Origin of the sequence: Gardnerella pickettii (genome assembly GCF_029226345.1) — a bacterium.
Classification (GTDB): domain Bacteria; phylum Actinomycetota; class Actinomycetes; order Actinomycetales; family Bifidobacteriaceae; genus Bifidobacterium; species Bifidobacterium piotii.
In genome coordinates, this window is record NZ_JAKNCU010000002.1 from 87,500 (window position 1) to 105,468 (window position 17,969).

Consider the following 17,969-nt stretch of genomic DNA (forward strand, 5'->3'; position numbering starts at 1 on the left):
ATATGAGTAAAAAAGATGTATCTTCAAAGGCTCAAGAGTCTGCTGCTGATAAGAAGGCAACTGCTAATTCTTGGGGTAATTTTAAGCGCACAGGCAAAATAACGCTTTATACGCGCCGCTTCTTTAGGCGTCCATCCGCTGTTGTTGGCTTAGTTTTACTTGTTCTCTTGATTCTTCTTGCTTTGTTTGGATCTAAGATTAGCAAGTGGGGCTACGACGAGCCTGATTTTACAGCTCTTGCAACTCCTCCTAGTGCTGAACATTGGCTTGGCACAACGCCTGGCGGATCAGACATGTACGCAATGGTCGTTCGCGGACTTGGTCGCTCGCTTTCTATTGGTATTGTAAGCTCCATTTCTATTACGATTATTGCCGCTTTGGTTGGTACTGCTATTTCTTACTTTGAAGGTTGGTTTGAGCAGGTTGGCATGTGGCTTCTAGACATGCTTTTAATTGTTCCATCCTTCTTGCTTATTGCTTTGATTGTTAGCTCTGCTACTGGCGGCAACGATTGGTTGTGGCTTGCGTTTGGCATGACTTCCTTTGGTTGGATTGGTTACGCTCGTACGCTTAGAACTTTGACTTTGAGCTTGCGCGAACGCGAATATGTGCGTGCTGCTAAGTTTGAAGGCGTTTCTTCGTTCCGCATTATTGTTCGCCACCTTGTTCCAAATCTTGGTTCCGTTTTGATTATTAACACGGTTCTTGGTGTTATCGGCGCAATTAACGGCGAAACAGCATTGAGCTTCTTGGGTCTTGGTATTAAGGCTCCAGATACTTCTTTGGGCACTCTTCTTAACGTTGGTCAAAGTAGCGTTATGACGTCTCCTTGGGTTCTTTTGGTTCCTTCTGCGGTTTTGGTTGTTTTGACTTTCTCCGTTCAGCTTATTGGAGATGGCTTGCGCGATGCGATTGATCCATATTCTAGGTCTGTTGGTAAGGCCGAGTAAGGCTTGTTGGAGGTGTAAACATGACTGATATGGGTAATAACGCAAATAAGGAAGACTTTGCAATGGAAAATCAGAACAACGAACCACTTCTTTCTGTACGCAACTTGCAAATTAGCTTTGCTTCGGAAGCTGGTACAGTTCACGCTGTTCGCAATATGAACTTTGATTTGTACCGCGGCAAAACCATTGGTATTGTTGGCGAATCTGGATCTGGTAAGTCTGTTACTTCTTTGGCTGTTATGGGCTTGCTAGATAAGAATGCTTCTGTTAAGGGTTCTGTTGTTTATAAGGGCGAAGAGCTTTTAACAAAGTCTGATGCAGAGATGAGTAAGATTCGCGGTAAGAACATTGCAATGGTGTTCCAGGATCCTCTTTCTGCTTTAACTCCAGTGTTCTCTATTGGAGATCAGCTTAAGGAAGCTTTGGTTATTCATAATCCAAATATGACCGAAGATCAGATTCGTGATCGCTCTATTGAGCTTCTTAACTTGGTTGGTATTACTAAGCCAGCTGAGCGCTTAAAGGCGTTCCCTCATGAGTTTTCTGGTGGCATGCGTCAGCGCGTTATGATTGCAATGGCAATCGCGAATAACCCAGATATTATTATTGCTGATGAGCCTACTACCGCTTTGGATGTTACGATTCAGGCTCAGGTTTTGGATGTTTTGAAGAAGGCTCAGAAAGAAACTGGCGCCGCAATGATCTTCATTACTCACGATTTGGGCGTTATTGCTGGCGTTGCAGACGAAGTTATTGTTATGTATGCGGGTCATTTGGTTGAGCATAATAGCGTTGAGGAGATTTTTGCTCACCCAACTCAGCCATACACAATCGGTTTGCTTGGCGCTGTTCCGCGCGTTGATCAAAAGCGTACTCGCCGCTTAACTCCAATCTCTAAGCCAACAATGGATATGTTGATTGCAGAAGAAAAGAGTGGAGATACCAGCGATATGATGGGCCTTGAGGCAGAAAGCGAAACTGTTCGCGCGCTGCTTCATGCGGAGACCGAAAAAACGATTAAGCCAATGTTTGAAGGCATTCCTCGCGAGGATCGCAAGGTTGTTTTGGATGTTAAGGGCTTAGTTAAAACATTCCCAATTACAGGTGGCGGTTTCTTGCGACGCAAGGTTGGCGAGGTTCGCGCTGTTGATGGCATTGACCTAGAGATTCGCGAAGGCGAAACTGTAGCTCTTGTTGGAGAATCTGGTTCTGGTAAGTCAACTACTTTGATGGAAATCATGAGCTTAAAGAAGCCAGAAGCTGGCTCTATTACCGTCTTTGGCACCGAGCTTAACGATAAGTTGACTAACGAGCAGCGTCGCGAGCTTCGTTCTAAGATTCAGTACGTGTTCCAAGACCCTATGAGCTCTCTTGATCCTCGTATGCTTGTTTACGATATTTTGGCAGAGCCTCTTCATGTTCAAAAGAAGTCGAAGGAAGAGATTCGTCAGCGCATTGCGGAGCTTATGCAGCTTGTTGAGCTGAATCCAGACCAGGTTGATCGCTTCCCAACGCAGTTCTCTGGTGGTCAGCGTCAGCGTATTGCTATTGCTCGCGCTTTGGCTGTAAATCCTAAGCTGCTTCTTCTTGATGAGCCTGTTTCGGCTTTGGATGTTTCTATTCAGGCTGGAATTATCAACTTGCTTGAAGATTTGCAAGATAAGCTGGGCGTTGCTTACTTGTTTGTTGCTCACAACATGGCGGTTGTTCGTCATATTTCTAGCCGAATTGCTGTTATGTACCACGGACGCATTGTTGAATCTGGCGAGACGGACGAGGTGTTCGATAATCCTAAGCACCCGTACACTAAGGCTTTGATTAGCGCTGTGCCAATTCCAGATCCTGTTATTGAGAAGAATCGTAAGCGTATTATTCTTAACGAAGAAGATTCGTTTGATGACGTTGCAAGCGTCTGATTCTAATCTTTTGTGAATACGCCTAAACTTTTGTTTAGGGCAAGTTTGATCGCGTGTGTTATGCAAGACACACGCGATTTTTTGTTACAAGCACATAAATTCTGAAAAAAGTAATATATTTTGTTTTTTAATCAAAATAAACTAAAAAATTTTCTGTTTTGCGGTTTTCTGTGTTTAATTTTCTTTTTTCTGCATTAAATCTTAAGTAACAAAAGTTTAAATTCAGCATTTGTTAAAAAAGTCGTAACACAAAATGTCAAAAGATTAGATATACTCTACACACATACCAGAAAGTGGACATCATTTCTGGGGAATGAGAGGAATCATGAAAAAAACTAATGCAGGTAAATTAACTGTATTCGCCGCAGCTGCACTTTCTGTTGCAATGCTGCTCGGCGCTTGCGGTGGCACAACTGCCACTACGGCAAGCAAAGCTAAGGGCGGTATGACCGAAGAGCCAGCCGCAGGTGTAGATACTTCCTACACTGGCGCTCTTCCAATGCCTAAGGTTGACAAGCGTTACGACAATCCACAGCCTCGTGACAATGTTAAGGATGGCGGTACTTACACGTTCTCGCTTTCCGACATGGGTCCAAACTGGAACTATGCTTCTAACGACGGTAACACCGCGTATATGAGCACTTTGTGGGGCTTCTACCAGCCATCGCTTCCTTATTACGATACCGTTAAGGGCGAGAAGGTTAAGTACAACCCTGATTACATTACTTCTGTTAAGAAGGTTAGCGACAAGCCACTCGTAGTTCAGTACGATTTGAACCCAAAGGCTAAGTGGAACGATGGTACAGACATCGATTACACTGCTTTCAAGGCTACTTGGGAAGTTATGAATGGCAAGAACGAAGCCTACTCTGTACCATCTCACGAGGGCTATGACTGCATTGAGTCCGTTGAGCAGGGCGCAAATCCTAAGCAAGTAATCGTTAAGTACAATAAGCCATGCGCAACTTGGGAATTGCTGTTCGCTCCATTGGTTCATCCAAAGGCAACCGATCCAGCGGTATTCAACCAGGGTTGGGTAAATAATCCTCACAACGAGTGGGGTGCAGGTCCATTCGAGATTCAGTCCGCAACCGAAGATCAGGTTGTTTTCGTGCGCAATCCAAAGTGGTGGGGCAAGAAGGCAAAGCTTGACAAGGTTGTTGTAAAGCGTATGGAAGATACCGCTGCAATGAACGCCTTCCAGAACGGCGAAATCGATTCCGTGGATTCCATCTCCACCAAGGATAAGGTTAAGGCTGCTCGTAGCGTTAAGGGCGCTCAGCTCCGTTACGGCTACAGCACCAAGATTCGTGTTATTAACTTAAATGCAAAGGCTGGCGCATTCAAAGACAAGGCCGTGCGTAAGGCCGTTGCTCAGGCATTCGACGTTGCCACCTACAACAAGATTCAGTTCCAGGGTATGAGCTGGAAGAGCGAGCAGCCAGGTTCGGAGCTTCTCTCCATGTTCCAGGCTGGCTACAAGAACAACCTCCCAGCTGATGGTAAGTTCAACGTAGAAAACGCTAAGAAGACTCTTGAGGCCGCTGGCTACAAGATGGGCAAAGACGGTTACTACGCTAAGAATGGTAAGACCGTTCAGTTCACATTCACCTTCTTCGGCGATGACTCTACTCAGGCAGCTCTTGCTAACGCATTCCAGGCCATGATGAAGAAGGCTGGCATGAAGTGCAAGACTGTAAACAAGCCTGCTTCTAAGTTCTCTAAGACTGTTGCTTCCTTCGACTTCCAGGTGCTTCCAATGGCTTGGGTTTCCCAATCCCCATTGAGCTTCGTGGGATCCGCTTCCCAGGTCTACGGTTCTAAGAGCGATTCCAACTTTACTGGCACTGGCAACAAGAAGATTGATGCCCTGCTCGCCAAGGTTGGTAAGACTTACGATTACAAGGAACAGACTGCATTGGCCAACAAGGCTGAGTCCATGGCTTTCGCCGAGTATGGTACGCTTCCAGTTTCTGCTCCTCCAACCTATCAGGCATACAAGAAGGGCTTCGCTAACGGCGGTCCTGCTGGATATGCTAACGTTTTTGTTGAAAACATTGGTTGGCAGAAGTGAGTAAATTTGTAGCGATAACTCGCGCAAGTTTACTAAGCTGATTGCTTAACTTATAGCATGTGGCGTGTGGTCTTTGGCTGCACGCCACATGCTTTTGCTGTAATCGCGTGCGTAGTTACGCAGAAAATAATCGCGTAAAAAATAGTCGCGCAAAAAATAGTCGCGCAAAAATAAACTCAGAAAAATAGTATAAACTTAATAAAACTTAATAAAAAATAAATCGCGAAGCCAAAAATAAGGGAGAATCTAGCGCATGTATGTAAATCCAAATAAACGCAAAGACGCAAGCAATGTGCGCTGGGTTTTGCAATATTGTAAGCCAGATATGTGGAGAGTAGGCGTATCGCTAGTTCTTTTTACTATAAACGACACAATGGCAATGACAATGCCGCTGCTTTCGGGCTTTATTGTAGACAAAGTCATTATTGGAAAACAGCATGATTTGCTTGCTTTTGTGTGCGTGCTAATGGTTGCAATGATGATTGTTCGCGTTGGATCAAGGTATATCTACCAGCTTCAAATGGAAAGATTCGGCCAAAACGCCGTGTATCGCCTTGTAAGCGACGAGTACGAGAAGCTGCATTCGCTTGATTTTACGTACTTTAATCACACGCGCACAGGCGACATTATGAGCCGCATGACTTCGGATACGGACGCGATTCGCCACATTTTAAGCTGGGTGTCTTATATGGCGCTGGATTGCCTAGTGATGTTTGTGTTTGCGCTAATTATAATGTTTTCAATCCAATGGCAGCTAGCTCTAGCGCTTATGGCAATTACACCATTTTTATTCTGGCTTGCAAAGCTTATGGGCAAGAACGCTAGGCCGAAGTTCCTTGCGATTCGCGAATCGTTTGCGCGCATGAATTCAATGGTGGAAGAAAACATTGAAGGTAATCGCGTTGTAAAAGCTTTTGTTCGCGAACCTTTTGAAACAAAGAAATTCGATAAATGCAACGAAGACTACTTTAACCGCAATATTACGCTTGCAAAAAACACGCAAAAATACATGCCATGGCTTGACGGCATGGGCTTTGCGCTAGAGCTTGTAACAGTAGGATTTGGCGGATGGCTTGTGCTTAACGGAAGCATGACTTTGGGCGCATTTGTAACGTTTAACAGCTTCCTTTGGATGCTCCACATGCCAGTAAGAATGGTTGGGTGGCTTATTAACGATTGGCAGCGATTCAACGCAGGATGCGTAAATATTCGTAAGCTTCTTACGCAAGAATCGCATATTGATTTGCCATCTGCCTCCGAGAAAAACGTTAAGGTAAAGGGCCATGTAACTTTTGAACACGTTGATTTTGCGTTCCCAGATGATCTTGATTCCCCAGTTTTAAGCGATATTGATTTAGATGTTCCAGCAGGAACAAAGCTTGGAATCTTAGGGGAAACGGGGTCTGGAAAGTCAACGCTTGTAAGTCTTATAGCGCGTTTTTATGACACTACGCGCGGCCGCGTTTTGATTGACGGAAAAGACGTGCGCGAATGGCCTCTAGAAACTGTTAGGAATCAAGTTAGCATAGTCGCGCAAGAAACATTCCTGTTTTCCGATACGATTGCAGGAAATATTAGCTTTGGATTGCCTCAAAACGAGGAAAATTGCAAAGAATTAGATAACACGATTAGGCGTATGGCAAGAATCGCAGATGCAGACGATTTTATTATGAGCATGCCAGAAGGCTACGAAACTGTTGTAGGCGAGCGAGGAGTCGGCCTTTCGGGCGGTCAAAAGCAGCGTTTAAGTCTTGCTCGCGCGCTAGCAAACAATCCTGCAATCTTGATTATGGACGATACAACTTCTGCAGTAGACATGGAAACTGAGGAGCATATTCAAAAAGAGCTAAAAAGGTTAGACGGCTTGCGCACAGTAATCACAATTGCGCATAGAATCTCGTCTGTTAAAGATGCAGACATGATTGTTGTGCTAGATCACGGCAAAATCGTAGAGCGCGGAACACATGAGCAGCTTGTTGCGTCGCATGGAAGATATTGGGAAATCTACAAAAAGCAGCTTGGTATGCAAACGGGCAAAGCTTTGGGATTTGAAGATTCACACGAGGCTAAGGGGGAGTAGAATGGCGCAGCGCAACACTTATAGAGAAGACGAAAGCCAAGAAGAGCACGTAAATTTGCACGAGCTTATGCGCGTTCGCAAATACATAAAGCCGTACGCATGGCAATTAGTCAAAATAGTTTTAGTTGTTATTAGCGGAAGCTGTATTATGACAGCAACGCCAATGATTACAAAAACACTTATAGACGTAGTTTTGCCTAATAAAAACGTTTCTTATTTGTACGTGCTTATTGCATTGTTTGGCGTGCTTATTGTGCTGTATGAGCTTGGGTTAGCCTACAGAACGCTTGCAATTACGCGACTCGGCCAAATGATAATTAAAGATATGCGGCGCGATATTTTTACGCATGTGCAATCGTTGTCGTTTGACTACTTTGATTCGCGTCCGCACGGCAAGATTTTGATTCGCATAGTAAACTACATAAACACGCTTTCCGACACGCTTTCTTCTGGTTTAATCAACGTGTTTTCCGATGTTTTTGTGCTAATCATTACACTAATCGCAATGTTTGCTATGGATTGGCGAATGGCGTTGTGGAGTCTTGTATTATTCCCAGTTTTTATAATCTGGACTCGCACTTTGCAAATTTTGCAACGAAAAGCGTCTAAAAAACTATCAAATAAGCAAAGCAATCTTAACGCATATTTGCACGAATCAATCGCAGGCGTAAAAACCACTCAGACTTTTGCGCGAGAATCGGAGCAATACGCTACATTCCAAGAGCAGCAGTCGGGAGTTAGAAAAGCGTGGATGCAAAACGTTAGAGTGCAAATGCTGCTTTGGCCTGGAGCTTCGATTATTGAAAGTGCAGCAATTTCGCTGCTCTACTATGTTGGCATAACAAACGCGAGCAGTATGAACATAAGCACTGGTACGCTTATAGCATTTGTGTGGTATTCGAGCACTTTCTGGGAGCCAGTTGTAAACATTGGTAACTTCTACACGCAACTTATAACATGCTCAGTGTATTTGGAGCGTATTTTTGAGACTTTAAGTATTAAGCCAAATATTGTAGATAAGCCAGATGCAAAAGAATTGCCGAAAATTAAAGGCAAGGTTGATGTAAACGATGTTGTTTTTCGCTACGAAGAGGGCGGAAAGCCGATTTTGAATTTAGTTGACTTGCATGTTGAGCCTGGAACTACGGTTGCTCTTGTTGGCCCTACTGGAGCGGGCAAAACAACGCTTGTAAGCCTGCTTTCTAGATTCTACGACGTTTCCGAAGGCTCAATCACAATTGACGGCTACGATGTGCGTTCAATAACGTTAGCATCTTTGCGAAAGCAAATGGGCGTTATGCTTCAAGACAGCTTTATATTTAGCGGAACTGTTAAAGAAAACATTCGATACGGTAAGCTTGACGCAACGGACGAAGAGATTGAGGCTGCAGCTCGAGTAGTTCACGCGCACGAGTTTATTGAAGAATTGCCTAATGGCTACAATACTAAGATTGAAGAGCGAGGAGCTACTCTTTCTGCAGGCCAAAGGCAGCTTATATCGTTTGCGCGCGTGCTTTTAGCAGACCCGCGAATTTTGATCCTAGACGAAGCAACAAGCAATATAGATACGCGTACAGAAGAAGCTTTGCAAGCAGGATTAGCTCAATTGCTTAAAAATCGCACTTCTTTTGTGATTGCACACAGGCTTTCTACAATCGAGAATGCGGATTTGATTTGCGTGATTGACCATGGGCAAATCGTGGAGCGCGGAAGCCATGAGCAACTTATGGCGCAAAAAGGTGCGTATTACAGACTTGTGGAATCGCAATACGCTGCGATTAGTGCGGCGATTGCGTAAGCGCAAAGTGGTGTTTAAGAGGCGAAATAGTCGCGTTTTAAGTCGCGTTTTATGTGTTGTATTAATCCGCGTTTTAAGTCACGTTTTAATCCGCGTTTTAAGTCACGTTAAATCTGCGACTACACTTGTAAATCATGAGTAAGCATCATCGTGAGCACAATTGGGCGCCTTCTTTAACAGAGCAGTCTGAAATATGGCAGAATCTAATTAAAGAAGGCGTAACAATCGCAGACGACCACACGCATATGCTAAGCGTAGTGGATTTTGCAAAAAATCTTAATCAAGAATTATCGCAAAAAGGTCGAGATTTAATAGCTGAGCCTAGCGCAAACGACTTAGTAAATAGTGCAAAAGCATCAGGCGTTTCTAAAATGATCGAAGTTGGATGTGAATACCCAGATTGGCAGCCAACAATAGACTTTGCGGCAGATCACGCGGATTGCGTACGTGCTGCAATAGCGATTCACCCAAACGAAGCGCCTTTACACGGCCATAGGGGAGCAGAAGGGCCAGACGGCTTGCCAGTAGTTTATAAGCCGTATCACGATATTCCATTTGACGAAGCGATGCAACACTTGCGCTCGCTGGTTGTAGATAACTCAAAAGAAGTAGTTGCGATTGGCGAAACGGGATTAGACTATTTTCGCACAGGCGAGAGCGCAAGAATTTACCAACGCGACTCATTCCGCGCGCATATAGCGCTTGCAAAAGAGCTTAATTTGCCGCTTCAAATTCACGATAGAGATGCGCATAGTGACGTTGTAGAAATTTTGCTAAAAGACGGAGCGCCAGAGCGCACAGTTTTCCACAGCTATTCTGGCGGAAAAGACTTAGCTCAAGTTCTAAAAGAAAACGGATGGTATGCAAGCTTTTCTGGAACGATTAGTTATAAGGGGAACGAGGATTTGCAAGAATCTGCGCGAATCATTGGAAAAGACCACATAACTGTTGAAACGGATGCTCCGTACCTTACTCCAATGCCTTACCGCGGACGGCCGAACGCACCTTATATGGTGCCTTACACTCTTGAATCGTTAGCAACCGCGCTTGATTGTTCTTTGATGGAGGTAGCAAAGTCAACCTTAAAAACAACGCATGAAGTTTATGGTTTTTAAAATTTAGGCGTTAATCACGCTTAAATTAGCCCTTATTTTTCAAGGATTCTGCGGCAATTTTGCGCTATATATCTGTTGTTGTATACAATATTTAGGTACAAATAAATAAAACTGTAAGTGGTAAGACCGTATGCGACTTCTTATTATGGCAGATTATTGCCAAGAAGAGGTTTTACTTTTTGGAGGAAAAATCAAGCATGACTAAGTCACGCGTTTCAGCGTTATCTGGTGATAACGCTAAAGATCTTCGTAACGTGGCGAAGGAGTCTGAGAAGGCCGCTAATAAGGGCGTAACAAACCCTAAAGAGGCGATTCTAAAGGCCGCTTCTTTTACAAAAGCGCCAAAGGTTTCTCAGAAAACCACCACTCGCGAAGAGCGAGAGGCGTTGGCGTATCAGCAAGCAAAAGAGGTTAAAGAGGCCGAAAAGCTTGCGGATAGTGCTGTTAGAGGCCCGCTTGGAAGATTGTGGGCAAAGATACAAACCAGCTCCGATAAATTCACTTTGGGCATGTCAATTGTGGCATTGGGCGTTGTTTATGGAGATATTGGAACGTCTCCTTTGTACACTGCTCAAACATTCTTGGCAGGTCAAGGCGGATTGCAAAACATTAGTCGCGAAGCGGTTTATGGCATGCTTTCCCTTGTGTTTTGGTCAATTACGCTAATCACAACAGTAAAATACGTGTTTGTTGCAATGCGAACAGACAACAAGGGCGAAGGCGGAATTTTTGCACTCTACTCGCTTATTAGGCGAAAAGGCGCATGGCTTGCGATTCCAGCAATGATTGGTGGTGCGGCGTTCCTTGCGGATTCTGTTCTAACTCCAGCAGTTTCAATATCTTCTGCAGTAGAAGGCTTGCGCACAATATCTGCATTTAGGCCTATCTTCTTAGAAAACGACAATCTTTCTTTAATGATCACGGTAATTATTATTGTGATTCTGTTTTCTGTTCAACAGCGCGGAACCGAAAGAATTGGAAAAGTTTTCGGCATAGTCGTTATGATTTGGTTCGGATTCCTAGCGCTTGTTGGAATCATGAATATTGGCGAAAATCTGGCGATTTTTGAGGCTTTGAACCCGATTTATGGCCTAAAGTTCTTGTTTAGTTCGCACAATATGCAAGGAATGGCCTTAATGGGCATTATATTCCTTTCTACAACTGGTGCAGAAGCGCTGTATTCTGATATGGGTCACGTTGGTCGTGGAAACGTTTATGTTACTTGGCCGTTTATTAAAGTGGCGCTTATTCTAAACTACTTTGGTCAAGGCAGCTGGATGCTTCAGCATCAAAACAACAAAGCATTGTGGTCTATAGAAGGCTTAAACCCGTTCTTCCAGATGCTAAGCCCGAATTTACGTTACGTTGCCGTTGTGCTTTCTGTAACAGCTGGCATTATTGCGTCCCAGGCTTTGATTACTGGTGCTTTTACTATGGTTTCGGAAGCTACCAGCCTTAACTGGATGCCTCATCTTCAAGTGCGATACCCTGCGCGAACTCGCGGTCAGCTTTATATTCCTGTTGTTAATTTTGTGCTCTGTCTTGCAACTCTTACAGTTTTGGCTGTGTTTAAGGATTCTGAGCATATATCTGGAGCGTACGGTCTTGCGCTTACGCTTACCATGATTGCAACAACAATACTTCTTACGGTTCACATGTGGTATCAAAATAAGAAGCTTGGCGCTTTAGTATTTGCTGTAGTCTTCCTGATTATTGAGATTTTGTTCTTTATAGCATCTATGGCAAAGTTTATGCACGGCGGCTGGTTTACCATGCTTCTTGGCGCTTCGATTTTGATTATTATGCTCACCTGGAAAGATGGCACTAAGATTGAGCGCTCGCAGCGATTGCACATGAAGCCTAAGGACTTTTTGCCTGTTCTAGATAAGTTGCACAGTGATTTTAGAATCCCTTATTTTGCAGACAATATTGTGTATTTGACTTCCGATAAGGAGATGAAGCGTCTAGATACTGGTATTTTCTTCTCGATTTTTGCGGATCATCCTAAGCGCGCTCGTGCGTGGTGGGCTGTTTCTGTAGAAACTGATGACGCTCCGTTTACTCGCGAATATTGCGTGGAGAATTTTGGCACGGATTATTTGTTCCGCGTTAAAATCAAGCTTGGATTTAAGGTTTCTCCTTCGATTCCTGCATATTTGCATCAAATTATGCACGATTTATCGCATACGGGCGAGCTGCCACAACAGCAGTCTGTGTACCCTAAGGTAGATGCGGATCCAGATATTGGCCCAATTCGTTACGTGCTTTTGCACAAGGCATTAATGCCTGAATCGAATATTTCTTTGCGTGGCGCATTGTCTCTAAAAATGAAGTATGCGATTCGTCATATTGCGGGAACGCCAGTTAAGTGGTTTGGCTTAGCTCCGTATAATCCTGTTGTAGAAGTTCAGCCGTTGTTTGTTTCTACTCGTAGACCTCCTCGATTAAAGCGAGAAGAGGTTGCTTCATCTAGAGCTGTTCAGTCTTTGCAAGGCAATGATGTTGCAGCGCAAGCTTCGGTTGATGCCGAGCAAACTGCGATTATGAACGCTAGAGATATTGCTGCAGCGAATGTTTCTGGAGAAGTCAAGTCTGAAAATAAGTCTGTAAGCAAGTCTGAAAATAAGTCTGAAAATAAGTCCGAAAATAAGGAGACTAAAATATCTAACACTGGCAAAATCGCTAGAATAGATACTGGTCAGATTAAAGCAGTTAAAAAATAACTAAAATCCATATTATTGCTTTACTGCAAATCGGCCGTTTGTGTTGGCTTGCGCATGTGCTTATGTTTACCTGTGCGCTTGCTTTCAATAACGGCCGTTTTGTGATTTAGGGTTTAAGGAGCGCGATTATTATGCTTGCAAATATTCCTGATTTTAATAGGATAGAAAAGTTGCATCGCGCTACTGCGCCAAGTGAAGCTGCGTACAATTTGATTCATTGTCATTGTGTTGTTATTGCTACGATTTCTTGGATGATTGCTAGACACCAAAATCAGCTGTTGGCTTTTAAGCAGCTTAATTTGAATAATGATTTTGCGGATTTTGCTGATTTTGATGATTTTGAGAATCTTGCGGATTTTGATAATCTTGCGGATTTTGCGGATAAGTCGCAAGCAGATGTTGAGCAAATTATGCTTCGCCAAATGTCTAAAATCAATGAAGATCTAAAAAACAGGTGTGATTTAGCAAAGTCGTGTCTTAAAAAGTTAATTGACACAAATCCACTAGAGCTTCCTAAAGTTAGTGGAGGAATCGCGCCGAAAGATTATGTAGACGAATATGCGGCTTTTGCTGGCGGATTGTTGCACGATATTGGAACGTATTTTGTTTTAGCTAAAGATGGTTCAAAAGCTGCGGATGGCAAGTTGGAGTTTGACGGACCGAATTATATTTTGCACGGCTTGCGCGGCTACAACTATTTGATTGATAATGGTTTTAGTGAAGATATTGCGCAATTTGCGCGTAACCATACGGGCGTTGGGCTAACTCGCGAGCAAGTTGTTGCGCAAAATTTGCCGCTTCCATCTGGCGATTATGTTCCGCGTACGGTTGAGCAAGAAATTGTGATGGTTGCAGATAAATACAACAGTAAGTCGATTCCGCCGCGATTTTTAACTGTAGATACGTATAGGCGTAAGGCTGCGCGCTTTGGCGAAGAGAACGCAAAGCGATGGATGTGCTTGGTTAATAAGTATGGCAGAGTGAGCGTTTGCAAGCTTGCAGATTTCTTTGGTCTTAAGGTTGATTAGGCAAAGTTGATTAGGTAAGATTGATTAAGCTTTGCTTTTATGGCTATAAAGCCGCTAATCCAAGTGCAGTGTTTACTTCGGCTACAATATCGTGCATAGCAGCGCTTGCTGCAGCTGCGTCACCTTCCATAATTGCCTGTGTTACCTTTTTATGGTTTAATATCGCTTCTTTGTTTGGTTTTTGTGGATAAAGATTAAGTTCAACTCTGCCTCGTAATACGCTTTCGACTATTGAACTAAGTTTTGCAAAAATCGGGTTACCGCTATTTGCAAGCAAAAGAGTATGGAACTGGATATCTAATTCATGAAAATCTGCCAGTCTATTTTCTTCTACCGCTTTTACCATATCGTGACCAATTACGCCCAATTTATAGCGTATTTCTACATCTCCGCGTAATGCACATCCAGCTGCTGCGGCAGGTTCTACAACAAGACGAAGTTCTGTTAATGCTCGTAGTTCATTTTCTCTGTATGGTGAATGTAGTTTCCATGTGATTACTCGTGTATTTAAATCGTCCCAATTTTCTGGGCTACAAGCTATTACGCCTGTTCCGCGTTGAAATTGTACACACCCCAAAGATGCTAATAGTCTTGTTGCTTCTCGAGCTACTGTTCTAGATATTCCATATTGTTTTTGAATATCTTCTAGTTTTCGATTAGTTTTTGGTTCCCATTTGTTATTTACTATTTCGTCTGCGAGAGCATCCGCTATAGATAGATGTAAAGGAGCGTTTTTGGTCACTAAGTCACTGGAAATTTGACTTTGTGTGGTATTAGACACCATATTTGCCTCGCAGTTTTATATATATCTATGTTTTCATCCTAGCAAATAGAAAATGAAAATATAGTTATACTCAAAAAATAACACATTAAAGACTCTTAATTCTTTGACAAAGAGTCTTTGTGTGGTATTCTTATAGTGTTGTCAATAACAAAGGAGCTATTATGGCGATTCACATTGTAGTGATGGGCGTTGCTGGTTGCGGCAAGTCTACTGTTTCTGAGGCAATTCGTGATCAACTTGGTTACACTCTGGCAGAAGGTGATGATTTTCATCCAAAAGCTAATATAGATAAAATGTCCGCAGGAATTGCGCTAACAGATGAAGATCGTTGGCCTTGGTTGGATCTTATTAACAAATGGATGGTTGCGCGTGAAAGTCTTGGAGAAAACACAGTTGTTTCAAGCTCTGCATTAAAACGGTCATATCGCGAAGTTCTTTCTAAAAATCTAAACGTGTACTTCTTGCATTTAAACGGAAGCCATGAGTTAATAGCGCAGAGGCTAAAAGATCGTAAAGGACACTTTATGCCACCATCTTTATTGCCAAGTCAGTTCGCAATTTTGGAGCCTCTAGGTAAAGAAGAAAACGGAACCGTTATATCGATTGAAGGTTCTGTTGAAGATATGGTTCATAGAGCTATCAAAGCAGTGAAAACATATGAACAATCGCAGCTGCAAAAACAATTGTAAATGTAAAAATAGTCGCAATTGTAAAGCATAACAATTGTAAAGCAGCACAAAAATATACATTCAAAAATTACTAACGCAAATAACAAAGTTGTTAGCGCATTGATCGTAAACAAAAGATCACAAGGAATTATAAATAAAGCATCACAATAATTAAAACAATTCACAAAATCATGGAGGATTTATGAGTGGGTTAATTCTTGCGGCAATATTAGGTATAGCGCTTATTGTCGTACTTATTGCAGTGGTAAAAGTACATCCTTTCCTATCGTTAATGATTGGTTCGATTGCAACTGCAATCATTGCAGGAGTTCCATATGATAAAAGTCTTACAAGCTTTACTAATGGGGTTGGTTCCACAGCATCAGGAGTTGGATTACTCATTGCTTTAGGCGGAATTATTGGAATTCTTCTTACGCGTTCTGGTGGAGCAGACGTGATTTGTGACACCATACTGAAGAAAGCTCCAGAACATAAGCTTCCATGGGCCATGGCTCTGAGCGCATTTATTGTTGGAATTCCACTGTTCTTTGAAGTTGGTGTAGTGATACTTATACCAATTATTCTTCTTGTTGCGCGTCGTACAAAAATGCCAGTAATTGCTCTCGGCATACCAGCGCTCGCAGGCTTATCGGCTTTGCATGCTTTTGTACCGCCACATCCTGGACCACTTGTTGCTATTGATGCTTTGCATGCAAACATTGGATTGACTTTGGCTTTTGGTTTGATTATCGCCATACCAACTGTAGCAATCGCAGGACCTCTAATGGTTCATTGGATGGTAAAAATGGTTCCTATTCAAACTAAGCAAGAAGAAGACAATAAGAAGGAAGATAAGCCACAAAATCGTCCTACATTCGCGGAAGCGTCTAGCGTAATTTTACTTCCAGTAATTCTTATGCTTGCAGCCAGTGTTGTTGATATTACGGGGCAATCAAAATCTACATTTGGTAGTGTAATCGCATGGATTGGAACACCACTTGAAGCTCTTACAATCACTACTATTTTTGCGATGATATTATTTGCTATTCGCGCAAAATGGAGTAGAGATACATTGAATTCTCTGGTAGGTCTTTCGTTCTCCTCAATTGCAAGTATCTTGTTGATAGTTGCTGCTGGGGGTGGATTCAAGCAAACCCTTGTAGATTCTGGAATTGGTAAAGTTATTGCTACTGGCATTGTTCAGGCAAATCTTAATCCTCTTCTGGCTGGATGGATTGTTGCTGTACTAATTAGATTAGCGACTGGATCTGCAACCGTTGCAACCGTAACAGCATCTGGAATTGTTGCACCTTTGGCTGCAAATCTAAATCAAGTACAATTAGCGTTACTCGTACTAGCTATTGGTGCTGGATCAATCTTCTTATCTCATGTAAATGATGCTGGATTCTGGTTGGTTAAAGAATATTTCGGTATGAGCGTAGGGCAAACGTTTAAAACATGGTCATTGATGGAAACAGTATTGTCTGTTGTTGGACTTGCAATTATTATGCTAGTTTCTGCTGTTGTTCCTGTGTTCATATGAAATTAAAAAGATTGTCTGAATAAGTTTTGTGACAGTTTTGCAAAAGTTATTAAAAGTTAGTAAAAGTTATTAAAAAATTTGAAAGAAGGAATTTATTATGCAATTAGGTGTTATCGGTTTAGGGCGCATGGGCGGAAACATGGTTAAGCGCTTGCGCGAAGGAGGTCATGAAGTTGTTGGATACGACGTTAGTGCTGAATCAAATCGAGATGTTGACTCTTTAGAAAAATTAGTACAAAGACTTTCTAGTCCGCGTATTGTATGGGTTATGGTTCCAGCTGGTTCTCCTACAGACACAACTATCAAAAAATTAAGCAATCTTCTTGAAGATAATGACCTAGTAATTGATGGAGGCAATACTAGGTATGTTGATGATCAGCGTCATTCTTCTGAATTAAAAACAAAGGGAATCCATTTTATGGATGTTGGAGTTTCAGGCGGAGTTTGGGGATCTACTCGTGGTTACGCATTGATGGCTGGCGGATCCGATGAAGATTATCAGAGAATGTTACCAATTTTCGAGACTTTGAAGCCTGAAGGTCCTGACGGACTAGTTCATGCTGGTGCTGTTGGTGGTGGTCATTTTGCCAAGATGGTTCACAATGGAATCGAATACGGCATGATGCAAGCTTTTGGTGAAGGCTTTGCAACAATGATGCGTTCAGAATTAATAGATGATCCAGCTAAGGTTATGTCTTCATGGCGTCAAGGTTCTGTTGTTCAGTCTTGGCTGCTTGACTTATTCGCACGCGCTGCAAAAGACGATCCTACATTAGAATCTATGCCTCCTGTTGCTAATGAATCTGGTGAAGCAAAGTGGATGGTTGAAGCTGCACTTGAACTTGGTGTTCCAACCCCAGTTACCGCATGCTCATTGTGGGCTCGCCAAGTATCTCGCGGAGGTGGAGATGACACTTTGCGAGTAGTTTCATCGTTGCGTGCGCAGTTTGGTGGCCATGTGACTAAAAAATAGTCAAAGTAAGTAGAAAATATCTAAGGTAAAAATAGGTAAAATAGGTAAAAAATAGATAAAGATTGTATAGATGGGCAGTTATGTGTTAATTGCCCATCTATTTTTGTTTGCGACACTCCCGTGTTTTGGTTTTTGGGGGTGTTTTTCTTGTTTTTTTGGATTATTTTTGTTGTGTTTTTGTTGGTGTGTGGTTGCGTGGCGTTTTTTGCGTGTTTTTATCGTGTTTGCGACACTCCGATGGATGCTAGTGTTTTCAATGGTTTTGTCTTGTTGGTTTGGGTGTGATTTGCTTTTGGGCTTGCTTTGGTGTAAGTTTA

The 17,969-nt window shown here is 42.7% G+C and carries 13 protein-coding genes; 11 read left to right on the forward strand and 2 right to left on the reverse strand.

Annotation, left to right across the window (positions count from 1 at the left end; genetic code table 11):
- Positions 1–2: 2 nt before the first annotated feature.
- The 8 genes from MAF46_RS05950 to MAF46_RS05985 all read left to right on the forward strand — a co-directional run bounded on the left by MAF46_RS05950 (position 3) and on the right by MAF46_RS05985 (position 13,684).
- On the forward strand, positions 3–950 hold the full coding sequence (locus tag MAF46_RS05950) for an ABC transporter permease (RefSeq protein ID WP_004132192.1): 948 nt from the start codon (positions 3–5) through the stop codon (positions 948–950).
- Positions 951–970: 20 nt separating this feature from the next.
- Positions 971–2,866: an ABC transporter ATP-binding protein gene (locus tag MAF46_RS05955; RefSeq protein ID WP_004132193.1), complete on the forward strand. Its 1,896-nt coding sequence runs from the start codon at positions 971–973 to the stop codon at positions 2,864–2,866.
- Positions 2,867–3,191: 325 nt separating this feature from the next.
- The gene (locus tag MAF46_RS05960) at positions 3,192–4,940 is read left to right on the forward strand and encodes an ABC transporter family substrate-binding protein (RefSeq protein WP_060785488.1); all 1,749 of its coding nucleotides are present in this window, start codon (positions 3,192–3,194) and stop codon (positions 4,938–4,940) included.
- Positions 4,941–5,193: 253 nt separating this feature from the next.
- Entirely contained in the window at positions 5,194–7,020 is a 1,827-nt protein-coding gene (locus MAF46_RS05965; protein ID WP_060785489.1) for an ABC transporter ATP-binding protein, read from the forward strand.
- Position 7,021: 1 nt separating this feature from the next.
- Positions 7,022–8,818: an ABC transporter ATP-binding protein gene (locus tag MAF46_RS05970; protein WP_060785490.1), complete on the forward strand. Its 1,797-nt coding sequence runs from the start codon at positions 7,022–7,024 to the stop codon at positions 8,816–8,818.
- A 134-nt stretch (positions 8,819–8,952) separates the two neighbouring features.
- Positions 8,953–9,933: a TatD family hydrolase gene (locus MAF46_RS05975; RefSeq protein WP_060785491.1), complete on the forward strand. Its 981-nt coding sequence runs from the start codon at positions 8,953–8,955 to the stop codon at positions 9,931–9,933.
- 197 nt (positions 9,934–10,130) lie between these two features.
- A complete protein-coding gene (locus tag MAF46_RS05980; RefSeq protein ID WP_060785492.1) occupies positions 10,131–12,656 on the forward strand; it encodes a KUP/HAK/KT family potassium transporter in 2,526 nt (841 codons plus the stop codon).
- A gap of 131 nt (positions 12,657–12,787) precedes the next feature.
- Entirely contained in the window at positions 12,788–13,684 is an 897-nt protein-coding gene (locus tag MAF46_RS05985) for an HD domain-containing protein (protein ID WP_060785493.1), read from the forward strand.
- 43 nt (positions 13,685–13,727) lie between these two features.
- Here MAF46_RS05985 and MAF46_RS05990 read toward each other — a convergent pair whose 3' ends face one another.
- Positions 13,728–14,468, reverse strand: coding sequence for a FadR/GntR family transcriptional regulator (locus MAF46_RS05990; RefSeq protein ID WP_060785494.1), 741 nt, complete (start codon positions 14,466–14,468; stop codon positions 13,728–13,730).
- A gap of 161 nt (positions 14,469–14,629) precedes the next feature.
- Here MAF46_RS05990 and MAF46_RS05995 point away from each other — a divergent pair, with 161 nt between their 5' ends.
- The 3 genes from MAF46_RS05995 (at position 14,630) to gnd (ending at position 17,652) form a co-directional block, all read left to right on the forward strand.
- Positions 14,630–15,157: a gluconokinase gene (locus tag MAF46_RS05995; protein WP_004132207.1), complete on the forward strand. Its 528-nt coding sequence runs from the start codon at positions 14,630–14,632 to the stop codon at positions 15,155–15,157.
- Between the two features lie 181 nt (positions 15,158–15,338).
- On the forward strand, positions 15,339–16,679 hold the full coding sequence (locus tag MAF46_RS06000; RefSeq protein WP_060785495.1) for a GntP family permease: 1,341 nt from the start codon (positions 15,339–15,341) through the stop codon (positions 16,677–16,679).
- Between the two features lie 97 nt (positions 16,680–16,776).
- On the forward strand, positions 16,777–17,652 hold the full coding sequence (gnd, locus tag MAF46_RS06005) for a phosphogluconate dehydrogenase (NAD(+)-dependent, decarboxylating) (RefSeq protein WP_020759227.1): 876 nt from the start codon (positions 16,777–16,779) through the stop codon (positions 17,650–17,652).
- A gap of 78 nt (positions 17,653–17,730) precedes the next feature.
- On the opposite strand, the gene MAF46_RS06010 is transcribed toward gnd, so the two are convergent.
- Positions 17,731–17,969: hypothetical protein (locus MAF46_RS06010; protein WP_275883748.1), on the reverse strand; the 239-nt coding region annotated here is incomplete at its 5' end.